Source organism: Microbacterium sp. MTN4-26 (assembly GCF_042846595.1).
GTDB classification, from domain to species: domain Bacteria; phylum Actinomycetota; class Actinomycetes; order Actinomycetales; family Microbacteriaceae; genus Microbacterium; species Microbacterium luteum.
Window position 1 is genome coordinate 84,014 of sequence record NZ_BTGO01000002.1, and the last position, 22,999, is coordinate 107,012.

Sequence of the window (22,999 nt, forward strand, 5' to 3'; positions counted from 1 at the left end):
ATGGCGCAGAAAGCCTACCAGCGCACGATCACGCGCTCGATGAGCCCGATAATGCCCAACAGGCACAATGTTGTGACGGCCGAGAAGAGAATCGCTGCCCACATCTGGGGCAGGTTCAGATAGGTCGTCGCGGTCACGATGACGGCGCCGATGCCCTTGCTGGAGCCAGTGAACTCGGAGACCACGGCGCCGATCATCGCGGCCGTCACCGACAGCCGGGCACCGGCAAACAGGTAGGGCAGGCTCGAGGGGATGCGCAGGCGGAAGAAGATCTCCCGCCTGCTCGCGGCCATGGCGTTGAACACCTCGAGCGCCTGCGGGTCGACGGACCGCAGACCCGTGATGGCGTTGATGAGCATCGGGAAGAACGCCGAGATGGCGGCGATGATGATCCGCGGCACGTCGCTGAACCCGAAGGCGACCACCAGAGCGGGTGCGATCGCGACGATGGGTGTGACGTTCAACAACAACGCGACGGGCATGATGGCCGAGCGGAGGAACGTGAAATGAACGACCGTGGCCGCCAGCAGGAGCGCGACGACGACGCCGATGAGCAGACCGGTCATCGCGGAGCGGATCGTGACCATCAGGTTCTCGACGTAGAACTCAGGGCGCTCCGCGATGTCCGCGGCGATGTCCTGCAGCGGGGGCAGGACGCTCGTGAAGGTCGCCGCCGTCCATTGCCACAGCACGGCGAGGACGACGAACAGGACCAGCGGCGCCCCGACTGTGAGCGCCGCGTTTCCCGTGCGAACGCCGAGGCGGCGGCGCGTCCGGCGGCGCTCGGCGGGGGTGTCGATCGTGCTCATTCGTCGCCCTTCCACGCGCTCCAGAGGATCTGTTTGACCTCGGCGACCTTCGCCGTGAATTCGGGGGTCTCGGTCAGCTCCCACCCGCGAGGGCGTGGGAAGTCGACTCTGACGATGTCGCTGATGCGACCAGGGCGCGGGCTCATGACCACGACGCGGTCGCTGAGCAGCACCGCCTCCTGTGCCGAGTGGGTGACGAACACGATCGTTTTCTTGTGGTGCTCCCACAGCTCCAACAGCCGGATGCGCAGCGCATCGCGGGTCAATTCGTCCAGCGCGGAAAACGGTTCGTCCATCAGCATCACAGGGGCGCCCTGCGCGAAGCCGCGTGCGATCGAGGCGCGCTGCCGCATCCCGCCGGAGAGCTGATCGGGTCGCGAGCGCTGGAAGTCCCCGAGCCCGACTTCGGCGAGAATCGCCTCGGCATCCTCGGGGCGGCGCGTGCTGACCCCCTTGCGGTCCGCCTTCTTGTTGATCACGGCGGACAACGCCGCGTTCGCGCGGATGTCGAGCCAGGGCAGCAGCGCGGAGGACTGCGGGATCCACGCGATGTCCTTGCGTGCGGACGCCTTGCGAGGCGTCGACCCGAAAATGGAGATCTCGCCGGTGGTCTGCTCGTCCAGTCCTGCCAGCAGGCGCAGGAGCGTCGACTTGCCGCATCCGGACGGGCCGAACAGGGTCACGAACTCGCCCTGCCGGATCGACAGGTCGATGCCTGAGAGGGCCTGGACCGATTTCTTGCCGCGCACGTAGGTGCGCCCGACCCCGCTGACCTCGATCGTCGCGTCGCTCTGGTTCTGACTCATCGTCATCTCACTCCGGAATCGGGGTCGGGGAAGGGGAACGCTCGGGGCCGAGTACGACGATCTTGCCGAAGAAGTCGTTGGATTCGAGTCTGCGTTCCGCGTCTGGCAGCTCCTCGAAGTCGAAGACCGAGTCGATCACGACGGTGAACTCGCCGCTCGTGAACGCATGGATCGCCGCCGCCATGTCCGCGCGGCTGTAACTGCCGTGCCCGAGGATGTTCCGCCCCGGCTGATACAAGTCGGGCAGGTGGAGGTGAGTATCCAGGCCCGCCGTCGTTCCCGAGAGCACTACCCGGCCGGCCGGACGCGTCGCGCGCAGAGCGGCTCCCAGGAACTCGCCGCCGACGTGGTCCCACACGAGATCCGCTCCGCGGCCATCGGTCAGGCGGTACACCTCGGCGACCCAGTCGGGGGTCGCGGCACGGTCGATGACCTCGTGCGCACCCGAGCGCAAGGCGCGCTTGCGCTTGCGCTCACCCGAAACGAGGGTGATCACCCGTGCGCCGCGGGAGAGGGCGATCTGCACGCCGGCGGCGCCGAGGCCCGATCCGGCACCGGGGATGACCACGGTCTCTCCGGCCGTGAGCGCACCGGCGCTGAGAAGGCCACGCCACGCGGTCGCACCGGCGACCGGGACGGCGGCGAGGGCCGCCAGACGTTCGGTGTCCTCGGGGGCGACGGAGACGACGGTGCAGTTGCGCGCGGGTACCGCCACCAACTCGGCCATGCCGCCCGCCCGCGTGGATCCGATCGTGGCGAACTGCGCGCAGTAGGTCGGTGTCTCACCCAGGCAGTATTCGCACGATCCGCAGCTGACGACGGGATCGATCAGCACCACCTCGCCGGCGGCGGGAGAGGTGGCACCCGCTGCCACGGTCTCCACCTGGCCGACGATGTCCATTCCCGCGATGTGGGGGATCGACATCGCCGGGATGACGGGGGCGACTCGTTGGAGCACGTCGAGACGGTTCAACGCGATCGCCAGCACGCGCACGATGACTTCGTCGGGTGCGGCCGCGGGTGCGGCGACGTCGAGTCGTCGCCGCACCCGCGGGCCGCCGAAGTCCGTTTGGACCCAGGCCTTCATTACGGCGCGGGCCAGACCAGTTCGCCGTCGCCGTAGATCGCCTCGACGAAGCTCGTGTCGATTTCACTCTCGATGTCGGGCTCTGCACTGATGAGGTCGTTCTCCATCAGCATGTCCGCCTCGGGCGTCCACTGGTCGACCGCCTGGTATCCCAGCACCGTGCCTTCCGGCTGGCTCTCCTCGACCAGGCCCACCTCGGTCTTCCAACGCTGCGCGCTCAGATCGAGGTCGTAGCCGGCTTCCGAGAGCGACTCGGCGTATGCGAGGGCCGCGTCGAGGTTCTCGTCCGACTCATTGATCCACGCGTAGGCGGCGAAGCTCGCGCGCAGGAAGTCCTCGACGGCGGTGGGGTGCTCCTCGGCGAACGTGGAATTGACGATCTGCGTGTTGAAGGCGGACTCGATGCCGTAGTCGGCGGGGTCCCACTCGGTCACGTCGTAGCCCTGTGAGGCCAATACCAGGGGCTCATTGGACTTGTAGCCGGTGAGTGCGTCGACCTGCCCCTGCGGCAGGATCGTCGGGTCGTAGCCCACCGATACCCATTCAATGCTCGCCGTGTCCACGCCGTCGGCGGTGAGCATGGCGGAGATCTGCGGCGGGATGGCGCCTTTGTAGCCGGCAGTCGTGCCCTCCAGCTGGGAGAGGTCGGAGATGTCGGTGTTGGTCATCAACATGATGGCGGGGGTGTTGCCGTAGGTGGCGATCGCGGAGACATCCGCGCCGTTGTCGATGGCGACCATGACGTCGGAGGGGCTGCCGACACCGGCGAACTGCGCCGTGCCGGCCGAGACCAGCTGAGTGTTGTTCGATCCGGGCTCGATGGTGACATCGAGGCACATGTCCTCGAACATGCCCTGGTCCTTCGCGGTGAGGACGTCGAGCAGTCCGACGGATGCCACGTAGGCGTATGAGGTGAGGAAGGTGATGGGTCCGGCGGCTTCGTTCTCGGCGCAGCGGTCCGCGCTGATCATGTCGCTGACACCGGTCGACGCCGAAGCGTCGTCGGTGGCGTCTGCGTCGCCGGAGCAGCCGGCGAGCAGGAGGGCGCTGGCCGATGCGAGGGTCAGCGCCGTGAGGGCCTTTCGGGTGAATCGGGTGTCGAGAGTCATGGTGACCTTCCATGCGATGCCGGGGGCCGGCGAGCGGGTGAGGGAGGGGTGGAGTCGTCGTGCTCGGTGGGGCCGGGGTTGCAGTGAGCGCGTGTCCGGCACGCTAACAACGAATGTGTTCCCGATGTAAATCGTTTTATTACGGCCATGTAAAAGGTTTTGGATGGGTGCCGTTTCCGGGTCCGTGAGGCTGCAATCCTGGACTCTCCCCGCACGAATGATGCGCCGACAGGAAGAGGACGATGTCGCGATCCACCCCCGACTCCCACCTGGTCTTTCCGGCGACGCCCGCCGACGGGCCACGCCTGGATGTCGCGACGGCCCCGGCCAACCCGCTCGTCCTGCTGCGCGCCTGGTGGCACGCGGTCGCCGAGCGTGGCGGGCTCGACCCGCAATACGTCACGCTCGCGACGGCGTCGGCCGACGGCATCCCCTCGAGCCGGACCGTCCAACTGCTCGCCGTCGAAGACGACGCCCTGCTGTTCACGACCAATGCCGGCAGTCGCAAGGGCGTCGAGATCGAGCAGACCGGGCGCGCGGCCGTCTCTGCCTTCTGGCGCGAGAGTGCGCAGTCGGTCAACGTGACCGGGTCGGTCGTATGGGCGGATGACGCGGAATCGGACGAACGCTTCGCGGCCGAGACGCGTTCCGTGCGGGCCTCGCGCAGCGTCTCGTTTCATGGGTTGCCCCTGACCGACGAACACGAGCAGCTGGAGCGCTTCACGAGGCTACGCGACAGCGGGGAGCCCATCGAGCGACCCGCCTACTGGCGATGGCTGCGTGTGCTCCCGGACGCCATGACCTTCTGGGAGGGGCATCCCGAGGCCCTCAACCGGCGTGTGCACTATCGCCGCGCGGACAGCCGGTGGACGCGAGAGGCGATCCAGGCATGAGCACGCCCGACCGGTTCGCCGGCACCCGCGTGATCGTCACCGGCGGAGCACGCGGCATCGGTGGACGCATCGCGGAGCGCTTCGGACAGGAAGGGGCCCATGTCGCGATCCTCGACCGCATGGCCGATGCCGGTCGTGCGCATGCCGAATGCATCGGCGCACGGTTCATCGAGACTGACCTCGCTGACAATGACGACGCGCGTCGCGCCATGCGCGAAGCGATCGATCGGCTTTCGGGCGTCGATGTACTCGTGAACAACGCGGGGATGCTGCGCTTCGCGAGCGTTCTGGAGACGGATCCCGACGAATGGGACGCGATGTTCGCGGTCAACACCCGGGCGATGCTCGTGACCACACAGGTCGCGGCCACCGCCATGATCGAGGCCGGTGCGGGCGGTGCCGTCGTCAACCTCGCTTCGATGGCGGCCAAGACCGGCGGTGAAGGACAGGTGGCGTACGCCGCGTCGAAGGCGGCCGTCGTCGCCCTCACTCGCGTTTCAGCGCTCGAACTTGGCGCCCATGGCATCCGTGTCAACGCGATGTGCCCGGGGTACGTGCTCACCGAGATGGGCGCCGACACGCGCACCCCGGAGAAGGTTGCGCTGTGGTCGAGCTACTCCCCGCTCGGGCGCCTCGGTACCACCGATGACGTTGCGGGTCTGGCGTTGTTCCTCGCCTCCGACGAGGGTAGCTACTTCACAGGCCAAGCTGTCAATGTCACCGGCGGAATGGTGATGCACTGACCGCCCCCGATGGGGCGGATGCACGTCGCGGCAGCCCCGTGACGACGACCAGCGACAGAGCGGCGGTCGCGCCCAGTACCCACAGGGAGGCCGCGGTCCCCGCCGTCGCGATCACAGCTGCGACCGTTGCGCTGCCCAGGACCGCGCCCAGCTGGCGGGTGGCGTTGTACGCGCCGGAGGCCGCACCGGCGAACTCCGGCTCGATCGCGGTCATGGCCGCTGTCGCCAGCGGAGACCAGACGAAGGAGTTGGCCAGACCGAACAGACCCATCGCCGCCGCCGTCGTCCACACCGGCGCCCCCAGCTGGACCGACGCCGCCGTCGCGCACGTGGAGACCGCCAGTGCCGTCACTCCGACGAGCGCGACCGGCCGCGGGCCCCACCGGGCAACGCTCGTGCCCGCAAACGGAGCGGTCGCAGCCGAGACGACTCCCAGCGGCAGGATCGCGAGGGTCGCTTGGGCCACCGACAGTCCGCGGTCGTCCTGAAGCTCCAGCATCACCGGGATCAGAGCGGAACCCACAACGAAGCTCGCGCCGGTCGCTCCGAGGGTCGCGCGCACGAAGCCACGGCTCTGCAGCAGCCGGGCTGGCATGAGAGCGCGGCGCGGATCGTGCGGCTGTATCCGGATCGCGAGGACGACCAGCGCGGCACCGACCACCGCGACGGGAACCGTCAGGAACACCGGTGCGCTCGCCGCCTCATGCACGGCGACGATCACCGCGAGTACCCCGAGGGCGCCGAGTGCGACCGGTGCAACCGGGATCGTCGCACCCGAGCGCGGAGACGACGGTACCCACATCAGGGCCAGGGCGAAAGCGACCGCGCCCAGCGGCACGTTGACCAGGAAGATCGAGGGCCACCCGGCGAGTCCGACCAGCAGCCCCCCGAGAAGCGGGCCGGCCGCCGCGGCGAGACCCCCTACACTGCCCCACACTCCGAGAGCCACCGGCATGGTGGCTGCGGGGAAGACGCGGCGGATGATCGCGAGGGTCTGCGGCGTCATGAGCGCGGCCCCCAGGCCCTGCGCGACGCGCGCCAGCGTGAGCGCCGGCAGCGTGGCGGACAGACCGCACGCTGCCGATGCCGCGACGAAAAGCACGAGTCCGATCAGATACACGCGTCGCGCGCCGATGCGATCGCCCCACCGGCCGGCGAACAACAGAGGAACGGCGTACGCGAACAGGTATCCGCTGTTGACCCACACCGTCGCGGCGGCGGGCGCCGACATCTCGCGCGAGATCGCGGGGATCGCGACCGCCACGATGGTGCTGTCCAGCAGCATGAGGAAGAACCCCAAGCACAGTGCTACGAGTGTCAGCCATGGTGACCTGGCGCGGGCTCCCCTCGTGATCATCCGCGCAAATTCTCCCGGAGCGTACGTCCGGGGTAGCGCGGCGCTAGCGCACCGCGGCGGCGCAGCTCCGGCAGCAGAAGTTCCGCGATGTCCGCAAGTCCGGAGGGGGTCGCCAGTGGTGAGCTGAACATGTAGCCGCCGCGCGCTCCCGTTGCGGCGAAGTTCTCCTCGAGAGCATCCGCCACCTGCTCGGCAGAACCCACGAGGGTGTGGTCCATGCCTGTCGCATGGCGCCACCCGTGCTCGAAGAACTCCGCTCTGGTCATCGTGTGGTCGGGGCCGAGTTCTGACACGAGCATCCCCACCAGGCCGCCGGGACTTGCCTCTGCGGCTCGGATCCAATCAGCCAGATCGCCCAGGTGGAACCGCGCCGGTAGCGTCGAGAAGTCGAAGCCGGCGTTGTGAGAGATGTGCGCACCCACCGCCTCCTCGTTCCAGAACGAGAGCACCGAACGACGGCGCTCGTCGGCTTCCGCGGCCGTGCGCCCGACGATCAGCTGCGTCGCCCACAGGACACCGACACTCAGGGGATCGCGCCCGGCCGCGGCCACGGCGGCATCGAGACTCTCGCGGTACTTCTGCTGCGCCGCGACCGACCCCCCGAAACCGAAGGCGAGCTCGACGAACTGTGCAGAGGTCTGGATGCCGGCGGGAGAGCCGCCGGCCTGCACCAGCACCGGCTCGATCTGCGGGCTCGGCACGGCACTGAGCGGTCCCTTCACGGTGAAATGGGTGCCGCGGTGATCGATCGCGTGCACCTTCTTCGGGTCCGCGAAGCGTCCCCGCTCGCGCTCGCGCACGATCGCGTCGGGGGCGACGGAGTGCCACAGGGCCTTGCAGACGGCCACGAACTCCGCCATCCGCTCATAGCGTTCGGCATGGGGCATGAGTTCGTCGAAGCCGTAATTGGCAGCGTCCGCGCCGCGCGAGGAGGCGACGACGTTGAAGGCGAGGCGTCCGTCCGTGACGTGGTCGAGCGAATTGAGCAGGCGCGCCGTCGTGAACGGATGCGTGTACGTCGACGAGTAGGTCAGTCCGAAGCCGATGTGCTCGGTCACGGTCGACATCGCGGCGACGACCGGACTCATGTCCTGCCGTGGCCACTGGATGCCCCATTCCACGGCGGGGGCGATCGAGCCGCGCCAGGTGTCGGGGATGCCGCTGCCGTCGCCGAAGAAGAGCATGTCGATGCCGGCGCGCTCGGCTGTCACCGCGATCTCCTGGAACATCCGCACATCGGGGAAGTCGCGTCCCACCCACGAACCTGGCCGTGCCCAGCGGCCTTCTGTGTGCGTGAACGACAGGTCGAGGGCGGTGTGGATGCCGCTCATGCCGCGCGCCGTGCTGTCCACAGCGCCGCCACCTCGTCGGTGCTCATCACGAGCCCGGCATTCAAGCCCAGCGCCGTGAGTGCGCTATCGTGCAGGTCCGCGGAATAGGCGGCCGTGGCATCCGAGAGCACGACGACGGAGAAGTCGTGCTGGAACGCGTCGAACGCGGTCGCGGCGACGCAGCATTCCGTGGTCAGTCCGGCGACCGAGACCCACTCGACACCCGCTTCCCTCAGCTTCGCCGCCAGCGGTGTGCCGGCGAAGCCGCTGTAGCGGCGCTTGACAATGCGGATCTCCTCCGGTTCAGGAGAGAGGGCGAACCACTCCGCCCCCGCCGTTCCGCTCACACACGGCGCATTCAGCAGAGGCGCCGCCGGATCACCGAGATTCAGCCAGGAACTCGCCCGCCAGTGCGAGTCGGGGGCGCTCTCCAGTTCGACCCACACGACCGGGATGCCCGCCTCCCGTGCGCGAGTGACCGCCAGAGCGCATTGCTCGACGGCGCCGGCGAGGCTCGCCAACTCCCGGCGGCTCAGCCCGTACTCGGCGAGGAACTCCGGATCGGCGAACGAGCGCTGCACGTCGACGACGAGCAGCGCTCCACGCTCCGCACGTGCGCGGAGGGCATTCTCTTGCCGCTCCCGCAGCGAGGGGCCGGCGCTCACGATCCGGCTCCCGACTCCGCGGCGCGCAGCGCAGGCAGGACGTGTGTGCCGAAGGCAGCCAGATCCTCGAGATAGTCCGGGAAGATCAGCATCAGGCCGTCCAGCTCGGCGGCGTCCACGACGTGCCGGATGCGCTCGATGACGGTTTCCGGTGCGCCCGTTACGTACGGCGTCTGGAACGCCTCTGAGCCCTCGGCCTCCTGCGCCCACGACAGTGCTCGCTGAGCATCCCAGCCCCACGAACGGCGCATGTTCGCCAGTGCCTCCCTGTCGAGTCCTTCCGCGTACCGCGCCGCCCGCTCCTCCGCGGCCCGGTCGGTGTCGGCCATGACGACGGTCAGCATCGAGTAGGTGCGCACTTCGCGGCCCTCGGCGGCGGCGCGCTCGTGCACGTCGCGCGAGAACCCGGCCATCTCTTCGAGGCTCTCCGCGCCGAGGAATGCGCCGTCGGCGTAGCGCGCCTGGAAAGCGCGCCCGCTCTCGGAACGGCCGGCGCTGATGAGAGTGGGTCGGGTGGTGGGGCGCGGTCGCGACTGGCAGTCGGTGAGCGTGAAGAACTCGCCGCGCTCGGTGACGCTGTCCTCGCTCCATAGGCGCAGAACGAGGCGGGTCCACTCCTCGGTCATTCGGTACCGCTCATCGTGGGACATATCGGGGTCCCACAGGCCCATCTGCTCGAACTCATCGGCATACGAGCCGTTCACGATGTTGAGCCCGGCACGCCCGCCGCTGATCTGCTGAAGCGTCGCGAAGACCTTGGCGGCGAAGGCAGGGTTCTGCATGTTCGCATGGATCGTCGCCCAGATCTTGACACGCTCGGTCGCCTCGGCGATCCCGGCCATCATCGTGACCGACTCGATCGTTTCGCCCCAGTGGTCGGTCGCACCCCCGAAGCCGCGCCACTTGGCCATTGCCATGACGAAGTCCAAGCCGATCTGTTCGCCGAGCCGGGCGACGCGCTTGTTGTAGTCGTAGTCGGCGGGCGGGTAGGGCGCCGTGTCGGAGATGAGCCAGCCGCCGGCCGCATTGGGGAGGAAGAGCCCGTACTCGGTGCCGCTCATGCGCTGTTCCTGACGGGGTGCGGGGCAAGCGGCGAACGCGTGTGGACCATGAGGCCTCCCAGGGGTGTGGACATCATCGATGACCATGGAAAGCGTGCCGAGCGAACGCGAGTGCGGTGTTCCGGCGGAGGTCCATGCAGACGTGGAAACGATAGTGGAAGAGCGCTGGGCCCGGCAACTGGCTTCAGGGGCGAGATGCGAGCCCGACGATGCGCTCGCCGTCCCAGACCCAGACCTCGATGTGCATGTCGGGTGCGGCGCGGGGCAGCCAGCCGCCGGGCCGAAATGCGGCCGCTGCGTTGACCCCTACGCAGAGAATGGCCCGCGCCCCCGGCGCGGCCGCGGTGCGCAGCCAACTGAGCTTGAACATGTCGGCCATGATCTTGTTCCGGTGCTGGGACGTGAAGTCGCCGCGACGCAGCGAAACCTGGACAAAAACGCTTCCGTCAGAGGCGGCCCCGTCGACTTCGACACGGCTGCCTTCCTGAGTGCGCACGCGCATCCGCAGCGGACGCAGGGGGATTGCCAGTTCACGGCTCAGTTCCATCAGGGCGGCACGCTCCGGGGCATCGTCCGGGAACCGCCCCCACTCGCCCTGCCGGTCGGTCTCGAGGGCGATGTCGTCGCTGAAGCCGGCGGCGGTCATGGACGAAGAACTCCTGCGTGCGTGGGCGGAGCCGCGGGCGGGCATCCGTCGTGAGGGGACGGGCCCAGCCTATGCGCGCATTGCGTGCACAGCCTAGCTGGGGTCCTTCGGCGAGCCCAGCAGCCTGACGTGACGGAATCCAGCTCTTCCCTTGCTCATCGCTCGGGGTTGGGGGAGGCGGGGCCGCCGAGGGCCTTCACGTAGAGCTCCTGGCCCTTCGCCTCGACGCGGGCGGCGATGGCGTCCCAGACCGCCCATGCGATCGCGAGGATGATCGGGGGGAACACCCACCAGGAGATCCACCCGGTCGTGTTCACGCCGGAAAGCAGCACGACCGCGACCCAGACGATGAGGGCGACCAGGAGCACGATGCCCAGCTGCAGCACCTTCTCTCCCACCTTGGTGCGTCGATGCACCGAGCCCGCAGCGCGCTTCTGGAAGAACTTCCGGATGACCGGCCGCAGCCACACCGTGGCGACGGTGAGGAGCAGTGCAGCCCAGGGGGCGCTCCATCCGACCGCGACGACCTGACCCATCACGAGGGCGATCACGAGCAGCACGATGACGTTGAACGCCCACAGGGTGAGGAGGCGCACGACCCAGGTCTTCATGCCCTCAGCCTGGCACGCCGCGTGACCCGACGCACGCGGAAACGTGTCAGCGGAGGGCGACGAGGCGATCGAGGTCGTCGTCCGGCAGCGCGTCGGCCGTGGCGGTGACCTCCATCGACGCCAGCGCAGCGCCGCCGCGTGTGACGGTGAGAAAGGCCGTGTCGGCGGCATCCCGTCCGGTCGCGATCCGCAGCAGTGTCGATCGGGGTGCGAGCGTCGTGGCGTCCACGACGTGCCAGGCGTCGTCGACCCACGCCTCGGCGACGGCGTGGAAGTCCATCGGATCCAGGCCGGGAGCGTAGACGGCGACGAGCCGGGCGGGAACGCCCAGCGCGCGAAGCAGGGCCACGCACGTGTGCGCGTAGTCGCGGCAGCGCCGCGGCGGGCCAGCAGTGTGCGCACCGCGCCGTCGGTCGGCAGGCTCGATCCCGGTTCGTAGGCCAGCCGCGTCCCCACCCACGACGACACGGCCGTGAGCAGCGGGGCACCGGGCTCGACGCCGGCGAACTCCGCGACGGCGGTGGGGGCGAGCGCGTCCGACTCCGCGTAGCGACTCGGGCGCAGGTAGGTCACGAGGTCGGTGTCGGTCGCGACATCGGGGTCTCCCGTTCCGGAGACGGATGCCTCGTAGGACAGCTCGAGGTGCCCGGTCTCGCACGGCACCCGGTGCAGCCGGGTGCCGTGCGCATCGGGCAGCTCGTCGACGGGAACGGGCGCTCCGTCGACGGTGACCTTCAGCGTCTCGTCGGGAGCGTGATGACGCGAGATGGCGATCGCAAACACCAGCTCTGCGGGACCGGTGACATCCAAGGCGACGTGGGCGGAGACATCCCTCTGCATGCTCCGAGTGTGCCGTGGCCGCCGTCCGTGTGTCGAGGCTTGACATCGGGTCCTGCGTTCCGGTGGGCGCCCCGAGCATCGGTGAGCGGGCAGGATGGGGGGATGAGGACTGTGCAGCTGCGCCGGTACACGCTCGTCGACGGCGAATACGACGCGTTCGTCGAGTGGTGGCAGAAGTGGATGCCGGCCGTGCGGCCGGCCGCCGGGTTCGCGATCGAGTTCGCGTACGGCATCCGAGAGACGAACGAGTTCGTGTGGGCCGTGAGCGCCGAAGGCGATGAGCAGGTCTTCCTGCGCCTGGAGGAGACCTACCTCGCATCGGATGCGCGGGCGAAGGCGTTCGACGGTGTTCCGCAGCGGGTCGCCGAGTACAACGTGCGGCTGGTCTCCGAGACCTACTGACCGGGGACCGGCCGAGGGAGGCGGACGCGGCCGCGCACCTCGGCGATCACCCGTCCGCCGGTGAGGACACGCGCGTCGTAGAGCGCTGTCCGACCGGTGACCGCGCGCTGTTCGGCGACGGCGACGAGCTCGTCGCCCTCGTGCGAGGGCGTGAGGAAGACGATGTCGGCGCCGGCGACGAGCGCGGCATCCGGTGTGTGGTTGCTCGCGAGGGCGATCGCGGCGTCGGCGAGGGTGAAGATCATGCCGCCGTGCGCCACGCCCGCGCCGTTGACCATGTCCTCGCGCACGCGCATGCGCACGACGGCAGAGCCGGGTTCCGCGCGGTCGACGCCGATGCCGAGCGCGACCAGCACCGCGTCTGACGCGGCGATGCGACGGGAGTGCTCCGTCGCGTGGGTGTCGTCCATGCCCGTCAGGAGGTCTCGAACTCCGCGGTCACCTCGACGCGCACGGTGATGTCCGGGATGGAGACCTCTGCGCTCTCGCCGGACGCCATCGCGGCGCTGCGCAGTCCCACGGGGCCGGGACCTGCCTCGCCCGCGCGGAGCGTGACCACCCGGGCGATGGTCGTGCCGAGGGCCGAGGCGAAGTCGTCGGCCTCGACGCGGGCGTCGCTGACGGCAGCCGCGCGGATCTCTCTCGTCACGCGGGTTCGCGTGACCTCGGTGAGGGCCCACGAGGCGTGCACCGACGCGCCCATCGCGCTCAGCTGCTCGACGGTGTCGGCCACGCGATCGAGGTTCGACAGCTTCATCTGCACGGAGCTGGTGGTCACGTGCTCGCGGTGGAGCGATCCGTCGTTGTCGACCCACTGGTGCACGCCGGTGGAGAGTGTCGACGCGTGATGCCAGGTGGCGTCCCCGGCGGCGTGGAGTTCGCCCGCCCGCGCCGCCAGCCGGTTGTGCAGCGCGGTCGCCGCGGCGATCGCGGTGGCGCGGTCGGCATCCGAGACCGACACGCGCGCGACGAGCGTGGCACGCTCGGCGGGAAGATGCCGTTCGGCGGTGCCGACGGTGGTGATGACGGTCATACGTGCCTCCCGGGCCGCGCATCGAGGCGGCGCAGCCTCGCTTCATGCAACCACGCGATCGCCGGGTCCGCCACGATTGGCTCGTTCGCCGGTGCGGCGCGGCTCGTCGCGCCCGGTGTGAACAAGACAGGAGATTCGGGTCAAATGCCCGCGGGAAGCCTCCCACAGCGGCTGATTCCGCCGAATCTCCTGTCTTGTTCACGGTGCACCCGCGGGGTGGGCGAGGCAGCGTCTCCGGCTCAGCTGCCGCGCTCGTTCCGGGCGTGACCGCCGGGTCCGCCAGGATCGGTTCCTTCGCCGCTGCGGCGAAGGTCGAGCTCGCCGTTGTACGCGGTGGAGGGCGCGGGTGCTGCGCCGGCGCGGCAGAATGGCACCGACATGCGTTTCGCGATCGAGCACGATCGAGAGGATGCTGCGGCATCCGACACAGGGAGTCATCGATGACAGAGAACCGAGAGACCGCACTTCTTGCCCACGTCCCCGACGGGCTCTTCATCGGCGGGCAGTGGCGCGCCGCCGAGGGCGGCGCCACCCTGCCGGTGTTCGACCCGGCGACCGGGGAACGCCTGCTGACCATCGCCGACGCGTCGGTCGTCGACGGCGCCGCCGCGATGGACGCCGCCGTCGAGGCCTTCCCGTCGTGGGCGCAGACGCCCGCGCGCGAACGCGCCGAGCTGCTCCGTCGCGCCTTCGACCTCCTGCAGGAGCGCAAGGAGGACATCGCCCTCCTGATGACGCTCGAGATGGGCAAGCCGCTCGCCGAGGCACGCGGCGAGGTCGCGTACGGCGGGGAGTTCCTCCGCTGGTTCAGCGAAGAGGCGGTGCGGGCCTCGGGACGCTACGGGGCGAACCCCGAGGGCACCGGCCGCATGATCGTCACGCAGCACCCGGTCGGCCCGTGCTACCTCATCACCCCCTGGAACTTCCCGCTGGCGATGGCCACGCGCAAGATCGCACCGGCCCTCGCCGCCGGCTGCACCGTCGTGGTCAAGCCCGCCGAGCTCACCCCGCTCACGACGCTCTTCTTCGTCAAGCTGCTGCAGGATGCCGGGCTTCCCGACGGTGTCGTGAACGTCATCACCACGTCCTCCAGCGGTGCCGTCTCGGAGCCCATCATCCGCGACCCGCGGCTGCGCAAGCTCTCCTTCACCGGATCCACCCCGGTCGGGCAGAAGCTTCTCGAGCAGGCCGCGCAGGGCGTGCTGCGCACGTCGATGGAGCTCGGCGGCAACGCTCCGTTCGTCGTCTTCGACGACGCCGACCTCGACAAGGCGGTCGACGGCGCGATGCTGGCGAAGTTCCGCAACATCGGTCAGGCGTGCACCGCGGCGAACCGGTTCATCGTGCACCGCTCGGTCGCCGACGAGTTCGCCCGCCGCGTGACCGAGCGCGTGCAGGGCATGCGCATCGGTCGCGGCACCGAGGAGGGCGTGGCGATCGGTCCGCTCATCGACGATCGCGCCGTCGAGAAGGCGCGATCGCTCGTGGCCGACGCCGTCGACCGCGGGGCTCAGGTGCGCACGGGCGGATCGCCGGTGACCGGACCGGGAACGTTCTTCGAGCCGACGGTCGTCACCGACGTCGCCGCCGGCAGCGACATCCTTCGCGAGGAGATCTTCGGACCCGTCCTGGCGATCGTGCCCTTCGACGACGAAGACGACGCGGTGCGGCTGGCGAACGACACCGAGTACGGCCTGGTCTCGTACGTCTTCACCGAGAACCTCGCGCGCGGCCAGCGCATGATCGAGCGTCTCGAGACCGGGATGATGGGGCTCAACGTCGGCGTGGTCTCCAACGCCGCCGCCCCCTTCGGCGGCTGGAAGATGTCGGGTCTCGGCCGCGAGGGCGGCGCCGAGGGCATCCACGAGTACCTCCAGACGAAGTACACCCTCACCCCGAACCCGTTCTGACCCGAGGTGCCGGGCTGCCCGCGGCCGGGCCGCCCGGCCGCTCGTCAGGGTCGGGGCGGCTCGGCGGCGCGGACGATCGCGGTCACCCGTGCCGTCGCGGCGGCATAGGGGGCGAGGTCGGCGTCGTGCGACAACGGCTGCAGGATGACGCTCGTCGCGCCGGCGTCGGTGAGCGCGGCGATCGCCTCGGCCACTGCGGCATCGTCGCCGGACGCGGCGAAGCGGCGCTCACCGCTGAAGCCCCACGCGTCGAACTCCGCCTCGAGCGCTGAGGCGGTGTCGCCGAACGCGCACATGAGGAACACCACGATCTCGTGGGGTCCTCTCCGGCCCGCAGCTTCACGGGCGCCGTGGATGCGTGCGACGGCGGAGCGCACCATGGCGGGGCTGGATCCCGCCGTGAGGACGGTGCCGTCGGCGACCTCGCCCGTGAGAGACAGCGTCTTCGGGCCCTCGCCGGCCGCGAGCACCGGCACAGTGCGCTCGGGCGGCCAGGCGAGCTTCACCCGGTCGAGGCGCACGTACCGGCCCGACGTCGTCACCTCGTCCCCGGCGAGAAGCCGACGCAGCGCCGGCACGTATTCGCGCATGAGCGTCAACGGTGAGGCGACCCGTGCGCCGGCCTGTCCCATCCAGTCGAGCACCCCGTGTCCGAACCCGAAGATCGCACGCCCCGGGTAGAGCCGTTCCACGGTCGCGATCTCCATCGCCGCGAGGGCGGGATTGCGCAGCGGCATCGGCAGGATGCCCACGCCGACGCGCAGGCGCTCGGTCGAGGCGAGAGCCGCGATCAGCGGGGCGAGGCCGCTCTGCTTGAAGCAGTCCTCCCACACCCACACCTCCTCGACACCGGCGGTTTCCGCGCGACGGGCGAGATCGGTAAGCGTCTCCGGCGGCAGGGTCGGCTGATGGATCATTCCGATGCGGGGCATGCCCCCATGCTCTCGCAGGGCGAAACATTCCGGAACGCTCCGCGTGATATCAACGGGTGCATGCAGAGACTCCGAGGCGCCGTGCGGGTGCTCGTGGATGCGACGACCGAGCATGCCGGAGATCTCTGGATCGACGCGGGCCGTGTGGTCGATGCACCGACCGCGGACGATCTCGCCGCTGTTCGCGTCGACGAGATCGACGTGTCGGGATGCGTCGTGACACCTGGGCTGGTGAACGCCCACCATCATCTGCTGCAGTCGGGTTTCCGCACCCTGCCCGCCACCCGCGGCGTGCCCATGCGCGAGTGGCTGCCGGCGATGGCGTCGGCATATGCCGCAGCCGGCATCGATCCGTCCCTCACGGCGCGCACCGCCGCCGTGGGGATGGCCGAGTCGCTGCTGTCGGGCGTGACGACGGTGGCGGACCACCAGCTGAACTGGCCTCGGCCCGGCAGCGACCCCGCCCGGGAGGTGGCCGAGATCGCCGGAGCGATCGCGGCCGTGTCACGCGAGCTCGGCGCCCGACTCGCCTTCGTCCGCGGCACCGCGCGCGACGATGCCGGCATCGCCGCCGAGGGGGCCGAGGCGATCGTGGAGACGCTGCTGCGCGTCGGCCACGAGCGCGGCGTCACCGATGACGGGATGCTGCAGATCGCGGTGGGTCCGGCCGGTGTGCACTCCGACGGGGAGGCCACCTTCCGGCGCCTGGGCGAGGTCGCCGCGCGTCACGGGCTGCGCCGCCGCACGCAGGCGAACGAGCAGGTGGACACCGAGATCGCTCTGGAGCGTTACGGGCGTCGTCCGCTGGATCTCCTCGAAGAATGGGGGTGGCTCGACGAGGGGGTGACGATCGCGCACCTCTGCGACGTCACGACGTCGGAGATCGACCGCCTGGCGACAGCGGGCGTCACCGCGACCCACGCGCCCGGCTGCGACGTGCCGATGGGGTGGGGGATCGCACCCGTGGCCGCTCTGCAGGCCGCGGGTGTCGTCGTGGGGCTCGGCACCTCGGGTGGGGGGGCGAACGATGCCGGGCACCTGCTCGCGGATGCGCGCCTGGCGATGCAGGTGTCGGGACTCGTCGGCGCACAGCTCCCCGCCCGGGCCGTGCTGGGCATGGCGACCGAGGGTGGCGCCACGGGCCTCGGTCGAGACGACATCGGGCACCTCCGCGCGGGCGCCCGAGCCGACGTGTGCGTGTGGGATGTCTCCGGGGTTGCCGATGCCGGTGTCGCAGACCCGGTCGCCGGGCTCCTGTGGGCCTCGCCCGGGCGACGACCGCGCGATGTCTTCGTCGAGGGAGCGGAGGTGGTGCGCGGCGGACGGTTGCTCACCGCGGACGAGGCGACGCTGGTCGCCGGCCTCCGTGCGCGGATCGCCGGCTGAACCGGGAGGTCTCAGAGGTCGAGCACGATCCGGGGGCAGGTCGCGCGGGAGACGCACACCATCATGACCGTGCTGTCCTGCCGCTCCAGCGGCGTGAGCACCGAGTCCCGGTGCTCGATCTCGCCCTCCAGGACGGGGGCCTCGCACGTGCCGCAGGTGCCGCGCCGGCAGCTGGAGAGCACCACGGTCTCGGGTGACTGCTCGGTGATCGCGTCCAGGACCGATTGCCCGGGGGAGACCGTCACCACATCGCCTGACAGGGCGAGCTCGACCTCGAACGGATCGGACCACACCGGTTCGCCGAACTCCATCGCTTCGAACCGCTCGAGGTGCAGGCGGGTGCCGTCCTCGCCCGGGAACGCCGCGTCGAGGGCTTCGAGCAGCCGCGCCGGGCCGCACGCGTAGATGCGCGTGTGCTCGTCGGCGGATGCGGCGAGGCCGGAGACGTCGAACCGCCCGCCCTCATCGGCGGCGTGCAGGGCCACGCGATCCGGATGCGCCGCGGCGAGCTCGCTCGCGAAGGCCATCGTTCGGCGCGAGCGGCCGGCGTAGTCGAGGTGCCAATCCGCTCCTGCCGCGGCCGCCGCGGCGACCATGGCGATCAGGGGGGTGATGCCGATCCCGCCCGCGACGAACCGGTACGAAAGGCCCGGCTCGGGGACGAACGGAAAGTGGTTGCGAGGTCCGCGCACCCGGATGCGCGCTCCGACCGCGGCGCTCTCGTGCACGCGCACCGACCCGCCGCGGCCGGCGTCCTCGCGGAGCACCGCGACCCGCCACGATCCGCGTTCGGCCGGGTCGGAGCACAGCGAGTACTGCCGCTCGACGACCTCGCCCCGCGAGGACCCCGGCAGCACGAGGTCGATGTGCGAACCGGGGGTCCAGGCGGGCAGGTCGCGGCCGTTGGGCGAGACGAGGTCGAGTGCGACGACGCCGTCGGCGACGTCGGTGCGGGCGGCGATGACGAGATCTCGTTCGACGTCGCTGAAGTAGCTCACGGGTGCTCCTCGGGGTGGTTCTGAGGGACGACCGTAATCGACGTTTCCGGGCGATCCGGCGCCTGCTGCGAGTCGTAACAGGCTCGCAACACGTGGCGTGGGTGGTCGAAACAGGGTCGGCGTTCAATGGCCATTGTTGGTCAAGCCAACACCGTTCCCCAAACCGTCACCACCGAGAAAGCGAGCGCCATGGTCCTCCCGACGCCCGAATCTCTCGCCCCCGGCGCCGCGCTCGACGTGCTCCGCAACGTCACCACCATCGACGGCACCGTCGGCGACCTCGCCGTCGTCGACGGTCACCTCTCGACCTCCGTCGGCGACGTTGCGGGCCCGGCTGGCGTGGACGCGACCGGATGGATGCTGCTGCCGCCCCTGGCGGACATGCACGCCCACATCGACAAGGCCTACACGTGGGAGATGGCCGGCCGCCCCGCCGGCTCGCTGGAAGACGCCGTGGCCTGCTGGCAGCGTTTCGGTGCCGCCCTCACCCAGGAGCAGATCGAGCGCAACGCCCGCCGCGCGCTGCTGGCGGCGCTGCGCGCCGGCGTGACGACGATGCGCACGCACGTGAACTTCCACGAGGGCGCCGATCCGCTCCGCGGCCTGCGCGCGATCGTCGCGCTGCGAGACGAGTTCGCCGGCCTCGTCGACCTTCAGATCGTCGCGATGCACGGCCACCTGCACACCGCGGAACTCGTGCGCGAGGCCGTCGGGCTCGGAGCTGACCTCCTCGGCGGCGCGCCCCACCTGTCGCCGGATCCGACGGGGGAGATGGACCGTACGATCGCGCTCGCCGACGAGGCCGGGATCGGGGTGGACTTCCACACCGACGAGACGCTGAACCCCGCATCGCTGGATGTCGTCCACCTCGCGAACGCGACGGCGCCCTGGGCGCCCGAGCGCACGCGTTCGGCCGGGCATTGCGTGAGCCTCGCGGTGCAGTCCCGCGATCGGCTCACCGAGGTGCTCGCCACCGTCGCGGCGGCCGAGCTGACCATCGTGACCAACCCGCTCACCAACCTCTACCTCCAGGGGTGGGACCACCCCGTCTCGACGCCGCGCGCCATCCCGCCGCTGCGGGCGATCCGCGCGGCCGGAGTCGTCCTCGCCGCCGGGGGCGACAACGTGCAGGACCCGTTCAACCCCCTCGGCAACGGTGACATGGTCGACGTGGCCGCGGCGCTCGTGATCGCGGGGCACCTGTCACCCGACGAGGCGTGGCACGTCGCGTCGGCCGGTCGAACGCTCGTGGGCAAGCCCGCCGCCGGCGGCGCGCACGGCGACGTCGCCGACCTGCTCCTCGTGCGCGCATCCTCCGTCGCCGAGGCGCTCGCCGAACGCGCACCCGACCGGGTCGTCGTTCGCGACGGCCGCGTCGTGGCCACGCGGCACCTGTCCACCGCCACCGTCGACATCCGCACGCCCGCTCCGAAGGAGATCACGGTATGACCGCTGCCACCACGGCGCCCGTCACGACGGCGCCCACGCTCGCCCTCCGTGATGTCACCAAGGATTTCGCCACCGGCACCCGAGCGCTCACCGGCGTCTCCATGGACATCTCCCGCGGCGAGTTCGTGTCGGTCGTCGGACCCTCCGGATGCGGCAAGTCGACCCTTCTGCGCCTGGCCGCCGGTCTCGACACCATCAGCCACGGCAGCCTCGACGTCGATGCGGCCGTGACGAGCTTCGTCTTCCAGGACGCGACCCTGCTGGAGTGGCGAAGCGCCCAGAAGAACGTCGAACTGGTCGGCGAACTCGCCGGCGTGCCGTCCGCCGAACGAGCACGACGAGCCCGGGAGGCGCTCGCGCTCGTGGGGCTCGACGGCTTCGAGAAGCAGCATCCGCGCGAGCTCTCCGGGGGCATGCGGATGCGCGTGTCGATCGCGCGCGCCCTCGTGGCCGAACCGCAGCTGGCCCTGTTCGACGAGCCGTTTGGCGCGCTCGATGAGATCACCCGGCTCAAGATGCAGACGGAGCTGCAGCGCCTGTTCCAGCTCAAGCGGTTCGCGGCGATGTTCATCACCCACTCGATCTCCGAGGCGGTGTATCTGTCCAGCCGCGTGCTCGTCATGAGCGGGCGTCCCGGCCGGATCGTGGCGGACATCGAGATCCCGTGGGAGTATCCGCGCCCGCCGGAGCTGCGGTACTCACCGGAATTCGGCCGCATCGCCGGCCATCTGTCGCAGACGCTGGAGGCGCACGCATGACCGAGCAAACCCTCACCGCCCCGGCCGCGGCGGCGCCCGCGCAGGTCACCGCCCCGCCGTTACAGGCCCGGCCTCAGCGCACGTCGACGCTGCGTCGCGCCGGGTCCAGCGCCGTGCCGATCGTGCTCGCGGTCGTGGGCATCCTCGTGATCTGGTACGCCGTCTCGTACCTGCTGCTCTCTGAGAGCCGCCGGTTCCTGCTGCCCCCGCCGCACGAGGTCGTCCTCGAGACGATCGGCAACCCGCAGATCATCAGCCCGATGCTCGCCGCGCTCGGGCAGACGACGATGGTGGCCCTGGTGGGACTCGCGCTCGCCGTGGTCATCGGAATGTCGTGGGCGATCTTCATGTCGCAGTCCCACCTGGCGGAGCGGGTGCTCTACCCCTACGCGGTGATCCTGCAGACCATCCCGATCCTCGCGCTCACGCCGCTCATCGGCATCTGGATGGGCTATGGCATTCCCGCCCGCGTCGTGGTGTGCGTGATCATCGCGGTGTTCCCGATGATCTCCAACACCCTGTTCGGTCTGCAGTCGGCGGACCCCTCGGCGCACGATCTGTTCACCTTGAACAAGTCCTCGCGCTGGCAGCGGCTCACGAAGCTCCAGCTTCCCGCCGCCATTCCGTCGATCTTCACCGGCCTGCGCAACGCCGCGGGGCTCTCGGTCATCGGTGCGATCGTCGGGGACTTCTTCTTCCAGCAGGGCTCGCAGGGCATCGGCGGACTCCTGCGCACCTACACGCTGCGCCTGAACATGGAGCCGCTGTTCCTCGCCATCATCTTCACGGCGCTGTTCGGCGTCGCCGTGTTCTCGGTCTTCGCCGCCCTCGATCGTGCCGTCGTGGGCCGGCTGTTCGGCTGGAAGAACCGCTGACCCGCCCCACACCTCGTTCCCCCCACGCACGATCCATCCCACGCACCATCCCCTGTCCTGCGCATCACCCACTCGTCCAGGAGGACTCTCGAGATGACACCCCCCACCCGCATCATCCGACGTTCCGTCGCCGCCGGTCTCGCCCTGTCGGTCGCCACCCTCGGGTTGGCCGCCTGTTCGAGCGACGAGACCGAACCCGCCGCCGACACGACCCCGGCCGCCCCGACCGCCGAGGCCGGCGGCGCCCTCGACCTGTCCGAGGTGTGCCCCGCGACCGTGGTCATGCAGCAGGACTGGCAGCCCGAGGCCGAGCACGGCGCGATGTACGCGCTCGTCGGCGACGACTACACGATCGACAACGACGTCAAGAGCGTCACCGGATCCCTCGTCGCCCAGGGCGTCGACACCGGGGTCGACATCGAGGTGCGCCCCGGCGGCCCGAACGTCAACTTCCAGCCCGTACCGGCGCTGATGTACCTGGATGAGGACATCCTGCTGGGTGCCGTGAACACGGATGCGGCGATCGTCGCCGCCGCCGATCAGCCGACGGTCGCCGTGACGTCGCAGATGACCTGGAGTCCGCAGATCCTCATGTGGGACCCGGAGAGCCACGACGGTGCCACCACGATCGCGGAGGCGACCGCCGACGGTGCGCCGGTGGTCACCTCCGGCGACGTCATCCCCAACATGCTCCTGGCGCAGGGCATCATCGACAGCTCGCAGATCGACCTCAGCTACGAGGGCACGGCGCAGCGCTTCGTCTCCGACCCGACGATCCTCCAGCAGGGCTTCGCGACCGCCGAGCCCTACATCTACGAGAACGAGATCGCCGAGTGGGGCAAGCCCGTCGGTTTCCAGCTGCTGAGCGAGGTGGGCTACACCATCTATCCGGAACCGCTCGCCGTGCGTGCCGACGCGATCGAGGAGTACGGCGACTGCCTCGCCAAGCTCGTCCCGATCATGCAGCAGTCGCAGCTCGACTACCTCGCCGACCCGGCCGGCACCAACGCGCTGATCGTCGAACTCGTCGTCACCTACCAGACCGGCTGGACCTACTCCGAGGGCGTCGCCGACTTCTCCGTCGAGCAGCAGCTCGCGCTCGAGATCGTGCAGAATGACGAGGCCTCGGGTGTGTTCGGGCAGTTCGACCCCGAGCGCATGCAGTCGATCCTCGACGACTTCGTGCCGTTCCTCGTCGAATCCGGCAGCATCAGCGCGGCCGATGCTGAGGAGATCTCGATCGAAGACCTCTACACGAACGAGTTCATCGACACGTCCATCTCGATGGACTGATCCGC

The 22,999-nt window shown here is 69.8% G+C and carries 23 protein-coding genes and 2 pseudogenes; 10 read left to right on the plus strand and 15 right to left on the minus strand.

Annotated features, from left to right (window positions below):
* Positions 1-14: 14 nt before the first annotated feature.
* The 4 genes from ACGG9C_RS01950 to ACGG9C_RS01965 are packed head-to-tail and all read right to left on the minus strand — an operon-like array spanning position 15 to position 3,811.
* On the minus strand, positions 15-809 hold the full coding sequence (locus tag ACGG9C_RS01950; RefSeq protein ID WP_194383596.1) for an ABC transporter permease: 795 nt from the start codon (positions 807-809) through the stop codon (positions 15-17).
* Positions 806-1,615: an ABC transporter ATP-binding protein gene (locus ACGG9C_RS01955; protein ID WP_071044755.1), complete on the minus strand. Its 810-nt coding sequence runs from the start codon at positions 1,613-1,615 to the stop codon at positions 806-808. Before ACGG9C_RS01955 ends, ACGG9C_RS01950 begins: the two co-directional genes overlap by 4 nt.
* Before the next feature lie 7 nt (positions 1,616-1,622).
* Positions 1,623-2,663 (minus strand): zinc-binding dehydrogenase, encoded by a 1,041-nt coding sequence (locus ACGG9C_RS01960; RefSeq protein WP_176759414.1) that lies wholly within the window; start codon positions 2,661-2,663, stop codon positions 1,623-1,625.
* A 38-nt stretch (positions 2,664-2,701) separates the two neighbouring features.
* A complete protein-coding gene (locus tag ACGG9C_RS01965; RefSeq protein ID WP_071044640.1) occupies positions 2,702-3,811 on the minus strand; it encodes an ABC transporter substrate-binding protein in 1,110 nt (369 codons plus the stop codon).
* A gap of 242 nt (positions 3,812-4,053) precedes the next feature.
* Between ACGG9C_RS01965 and ACGG9C_RS01970 the strand changes: the two genes are divergently transcribed.
* Together ACGG9C_RS01970 and ACGG9C_RS01975 are read left to right on the plus strand one after the other, a co-directional pair.
* A complete protein-coding gene (locus tag ACGG9C_RS01970; protein WP_071044641.1) occupies positions 4,054-4,704 on the plus strand; it encodes a pyridoxal 5'-phosphate synthase in 651 nt (216 codons plus the stop codon).
* The gene (locus tag ACGG9C_RS01975) at positions 4,701-5,447 is read left to right on the plus strand and encodes an SDR family NAD(P)-dependent oxidoreductase (protein WP_194383595.1); all 747 of its coding nucleotides are present in this window, start codon (positions 4,701-4,703) and stop codon (positions 5,445-5,447) included. Before ACGG9C_RS01970 ends, ACGG9C_RS01975 begins: the two co-directional genes overlap by 4 nt.
* On the opposite strand, the gene ACGG9C_RS01980 is transcribed toward ACGG9C_RS01975, so the two are convergent.
* From ACGG9C_RS01980 to ACGG9C_RS02010, 7 genes and pseudogenes are all read right to left on the minus strand, one after another.
* Positions 5,422-6,747: an MFS transporter gene (locus tag ACGG9C_RS01980; protein WP_194383594.1), complete on the minus strand. Its 1,326-nt coding sequence runs from the start codon at positions 6,745-6,747 to the stop codon at positions 5,422-5,424. The genes ACGG9C_RS01975 and ACGG9C_RS01980 overlap by 26 nt on opposite strands.
* A gap of 53 nt (positions 6,748-6,800) precedes the next feature.
* Positions 6,801-8,156 carry an NtaA/DmoA family FMN-dependent monooxygenase gene (locus ACGG9C_RS01985; RefSeq protein WP_228480795.1) on the minus strand — a complete coding sequence of 452 codons (1,356 nt, stop codon included), beginning with the start codon at positions 8,154-8,156 and terminating at the stop codon, positions 6,801-6,803.
* Positions 8,132-8,800 (minus strand): cysteine hydrolase family protein, encoded by a 669-nt coding sequence (locus ACGG9C_RS01990; protein ID WP_228480794.1) that lies wholly within the window; start codon positions 8,798-8,800, stop codon positions 8,132-8,134. Before ACGG9C_RS01990 ends, ACGG9C_RS01985 begins: the two co-directional genes overlap by 25 nt.
* Entirely contained in the window at positions 8,797-9,861 is a 1,065-nt protein-coding gene (locus ACGG9C_RS01995; protein ID WP_071044644.1) for an LLM class flavin-dependent oxidoreductase, read from the minus strand. The genes ACGG9C_RS01990 and ACGG9C_RS01995 overlap by 4 nt, the downstream gene beginning before the upstream one ends.
* A gap of 184 nt (positions 9,862-10,045) precedes the next feature.
* On the minus strand, positions 10,046-10,507 hold the full coding sequence (locus ACGG9C_RS02000; protein WP_071044645.1) for a hypothetical protein: 462 nt from the start codon (positions 10,505-10,507) through the stop codon (positions 10,046-10,048).
* Between the two features lie 155 nt (positions 10,508-10,662).
* Positions 10,663-11,118, minus strand: coding sequence for a hypothetical protein (locus ACGG9C_RS02005; protein WP_390178156.1), 456 nt, complete (start codon positions 11,116-11,118; stop codon positions 10,663-10,665).
* Positions 11,119-11,164: 46 nt separating this feature from the next.
* A pseudogene (locus tag ACGG9C_RS02010) lies at positions 11,165-11,958 on the minus strand (transglutaminase family protein).
* Between the two features lie 102 nt (positions 11,959-12,060).
* On the opposite strand from ACGG9C_RS02010, the gene ACGG9C_RS02015 reads away from it, so the two are divergent.
* Positions 12,061-12,360, plus strand: a complete 300-nt coding sequence (locus ACGG9C_RS02015; RefSeq protein WP_390178157.1) for a hypothetical protein — start codon at positions 12,061-12,063, stop codon at positions 12,358-12,360.
* On the opposite strand, the gene ACGG9C_RS02020 is transcribed toward ACGG9C_RS02015, so the two are convergent.
* Entirely contained in the window at positions 12,354-12,770 is a 417-nt protein-coding gene (locus ACGG9C_RS02020; RefSeq protein ID WP_390178158.1) for a hotdog fold thioesterase, read from the minus strand. The genes ACGG9C_RS02015 and ACGG9C_RS02020 overlap by 7 nt on opposite strands.
* A gap of 5 nt (positions 12,771-12,775) precedes the next feature.
* On the minus strand, positions 12,776-13,393 hold the full coding sequence (locus tag ACGG9C_RS02025; RefSeq protein ID WP_390178159.1) for an SIMPL domain-containing protein: 618 nt from the start codon (positions 13,391-13,393) through the stop codon (positions 12,776-12,778).
* A 440-nt stretch (positions 13,394-13,833) separates the two neighbouring features.
* Here ACGG9C_RS02025 and ACGG9C_RS02030 point away from each other — a divergent pair, with 440 nt between their 5' ends.
* Positions 13,834-15,303, plus strand: a complete 1,470-nt coding sequence (locus tag ACGG9C_RS02030) for an NAD-dependent succinate-semialdehyde dehydrogenase (RefSeq protein WP_390178160.1) — start codon at positions 13,834-13,836, stop codon at positions 15,301-15,303.
* Between the two features lie 44 nt (positions 15,304-15,347).
* Here the strand turns inward: ACGG9C_RS02030 and ACGG9C_RS02035 are convergent, their stop codons facing one another.
* A complete protein-coding gene (locus ACGG9C_RS02035; RefSeq protein WP_390178161.1) occupies positions 15,348-16,235 on the minus strand; it encodes an LLM class flavin-dependent oxidoreductase in 888 nt (295 codons plus the stop codon).
* A gap of 60 nt (positions 16,236-16,295) precedes the next feature.
* Between ACGG9C_RS02035 and ACGG9C_RS02040 the strand changes: the two genes are divergently transcribed.
* The gene (locus ACGG9C_RS02040) at positions 16,296-17,621 is read left to right on the plus strand and encodes an amidohydrolase family protein (RefSeq protein WP_390178162.1); all 1,326 of its coding nucleotides are present in this window, start codon (positions 16,296-16,298) and stop codon (positions 17,619-17,621) included.
* Between the two features lie 11 nt (positions 17,622-17,632).
* On the opposite strand, the gene ACGG9C_RS02045 is transcribed toward ACGG9C_RS02040, so the two are convergent.
* The gene (locus ACGG9C_RS02045; protein ID WP_390178163.1) at positions 17,633-18,619 is read right to left on the minus strand and encodes a PDR/VanB family oxidoreductase; all 987 of its coding nucleotides are present in this window, start codon (positions 18,617-18,619) and stop codon (positions 17,633-17,635) included.
* 27 nt (positions 18,620-18,646) lie between these two features.
* Here ACGG9C_RS02045 and mbnA point away from each other — a divergent pair.
* From mbnA to ACGG9C_RS02070, 5 genes and pseudogenes are all read left to right on the plus strand, one after another.
* A pseudogene (gene mbnA, locus ACGG9C_RS02050) lies at positions 18,647-18,697 on the plus strand (methanobactin); the annotation flags it as partial.
* Positions 18,698-18,808: 111 nt separating this feature from the next.
* Positions 18,809-20,068, plus strand: a complete 1,260-nt coding sequence (locus ACGG9C_RS02055; RefSeq protein WP_390178164.1) for an amidohydrolase family protein — start codon at positions 18,809-18,811, stop codon at positions 20,066-20,068.
* Positions 20,065-20,826, plus strand: coding sequence for an ABC transporter ATP-binding protein (locus tag ACGG9C_RS02060; RefSeq protein ID WP_390178165.1), 762 nt, complete (start codon positions 20,065-20,067; stop codon positions 20,824-20,826). The genes ACGG9C_RS02055 and ACGG9C_RS02060 overlap by 4 nt, the downstream gene beginning before the upstream one ends.
* Positions 20,823-21,701 (plus strand): ABC transporter permease, encoded by an 879-nt coding sequence (locus tag ACGG9C_RS02065; protein WP_286718527.1) that lies wholly within the window; start codon positions 20,823-20,825, stop codon positions 21,699-21,701. The genes ACGG9C_RS02060 and ACGG9C_RS02065 overlap by 4 nt, the downstream gene beginning before the upstream one ends.
* Positions 21,702-21,794: 93 nt before the next feature.
* Positions 21,795-22,994, plus strand: coding sequence for a hypothetical protein (locus ACGG9C_RS02070; protein WP_390178166.1), 1,200 nt, complete (start codon positions 21,795-21,797; stop codon positions 22,992-22,994).
* Positions 22,995-22,999: the final 5 nt, after the last annotated feature.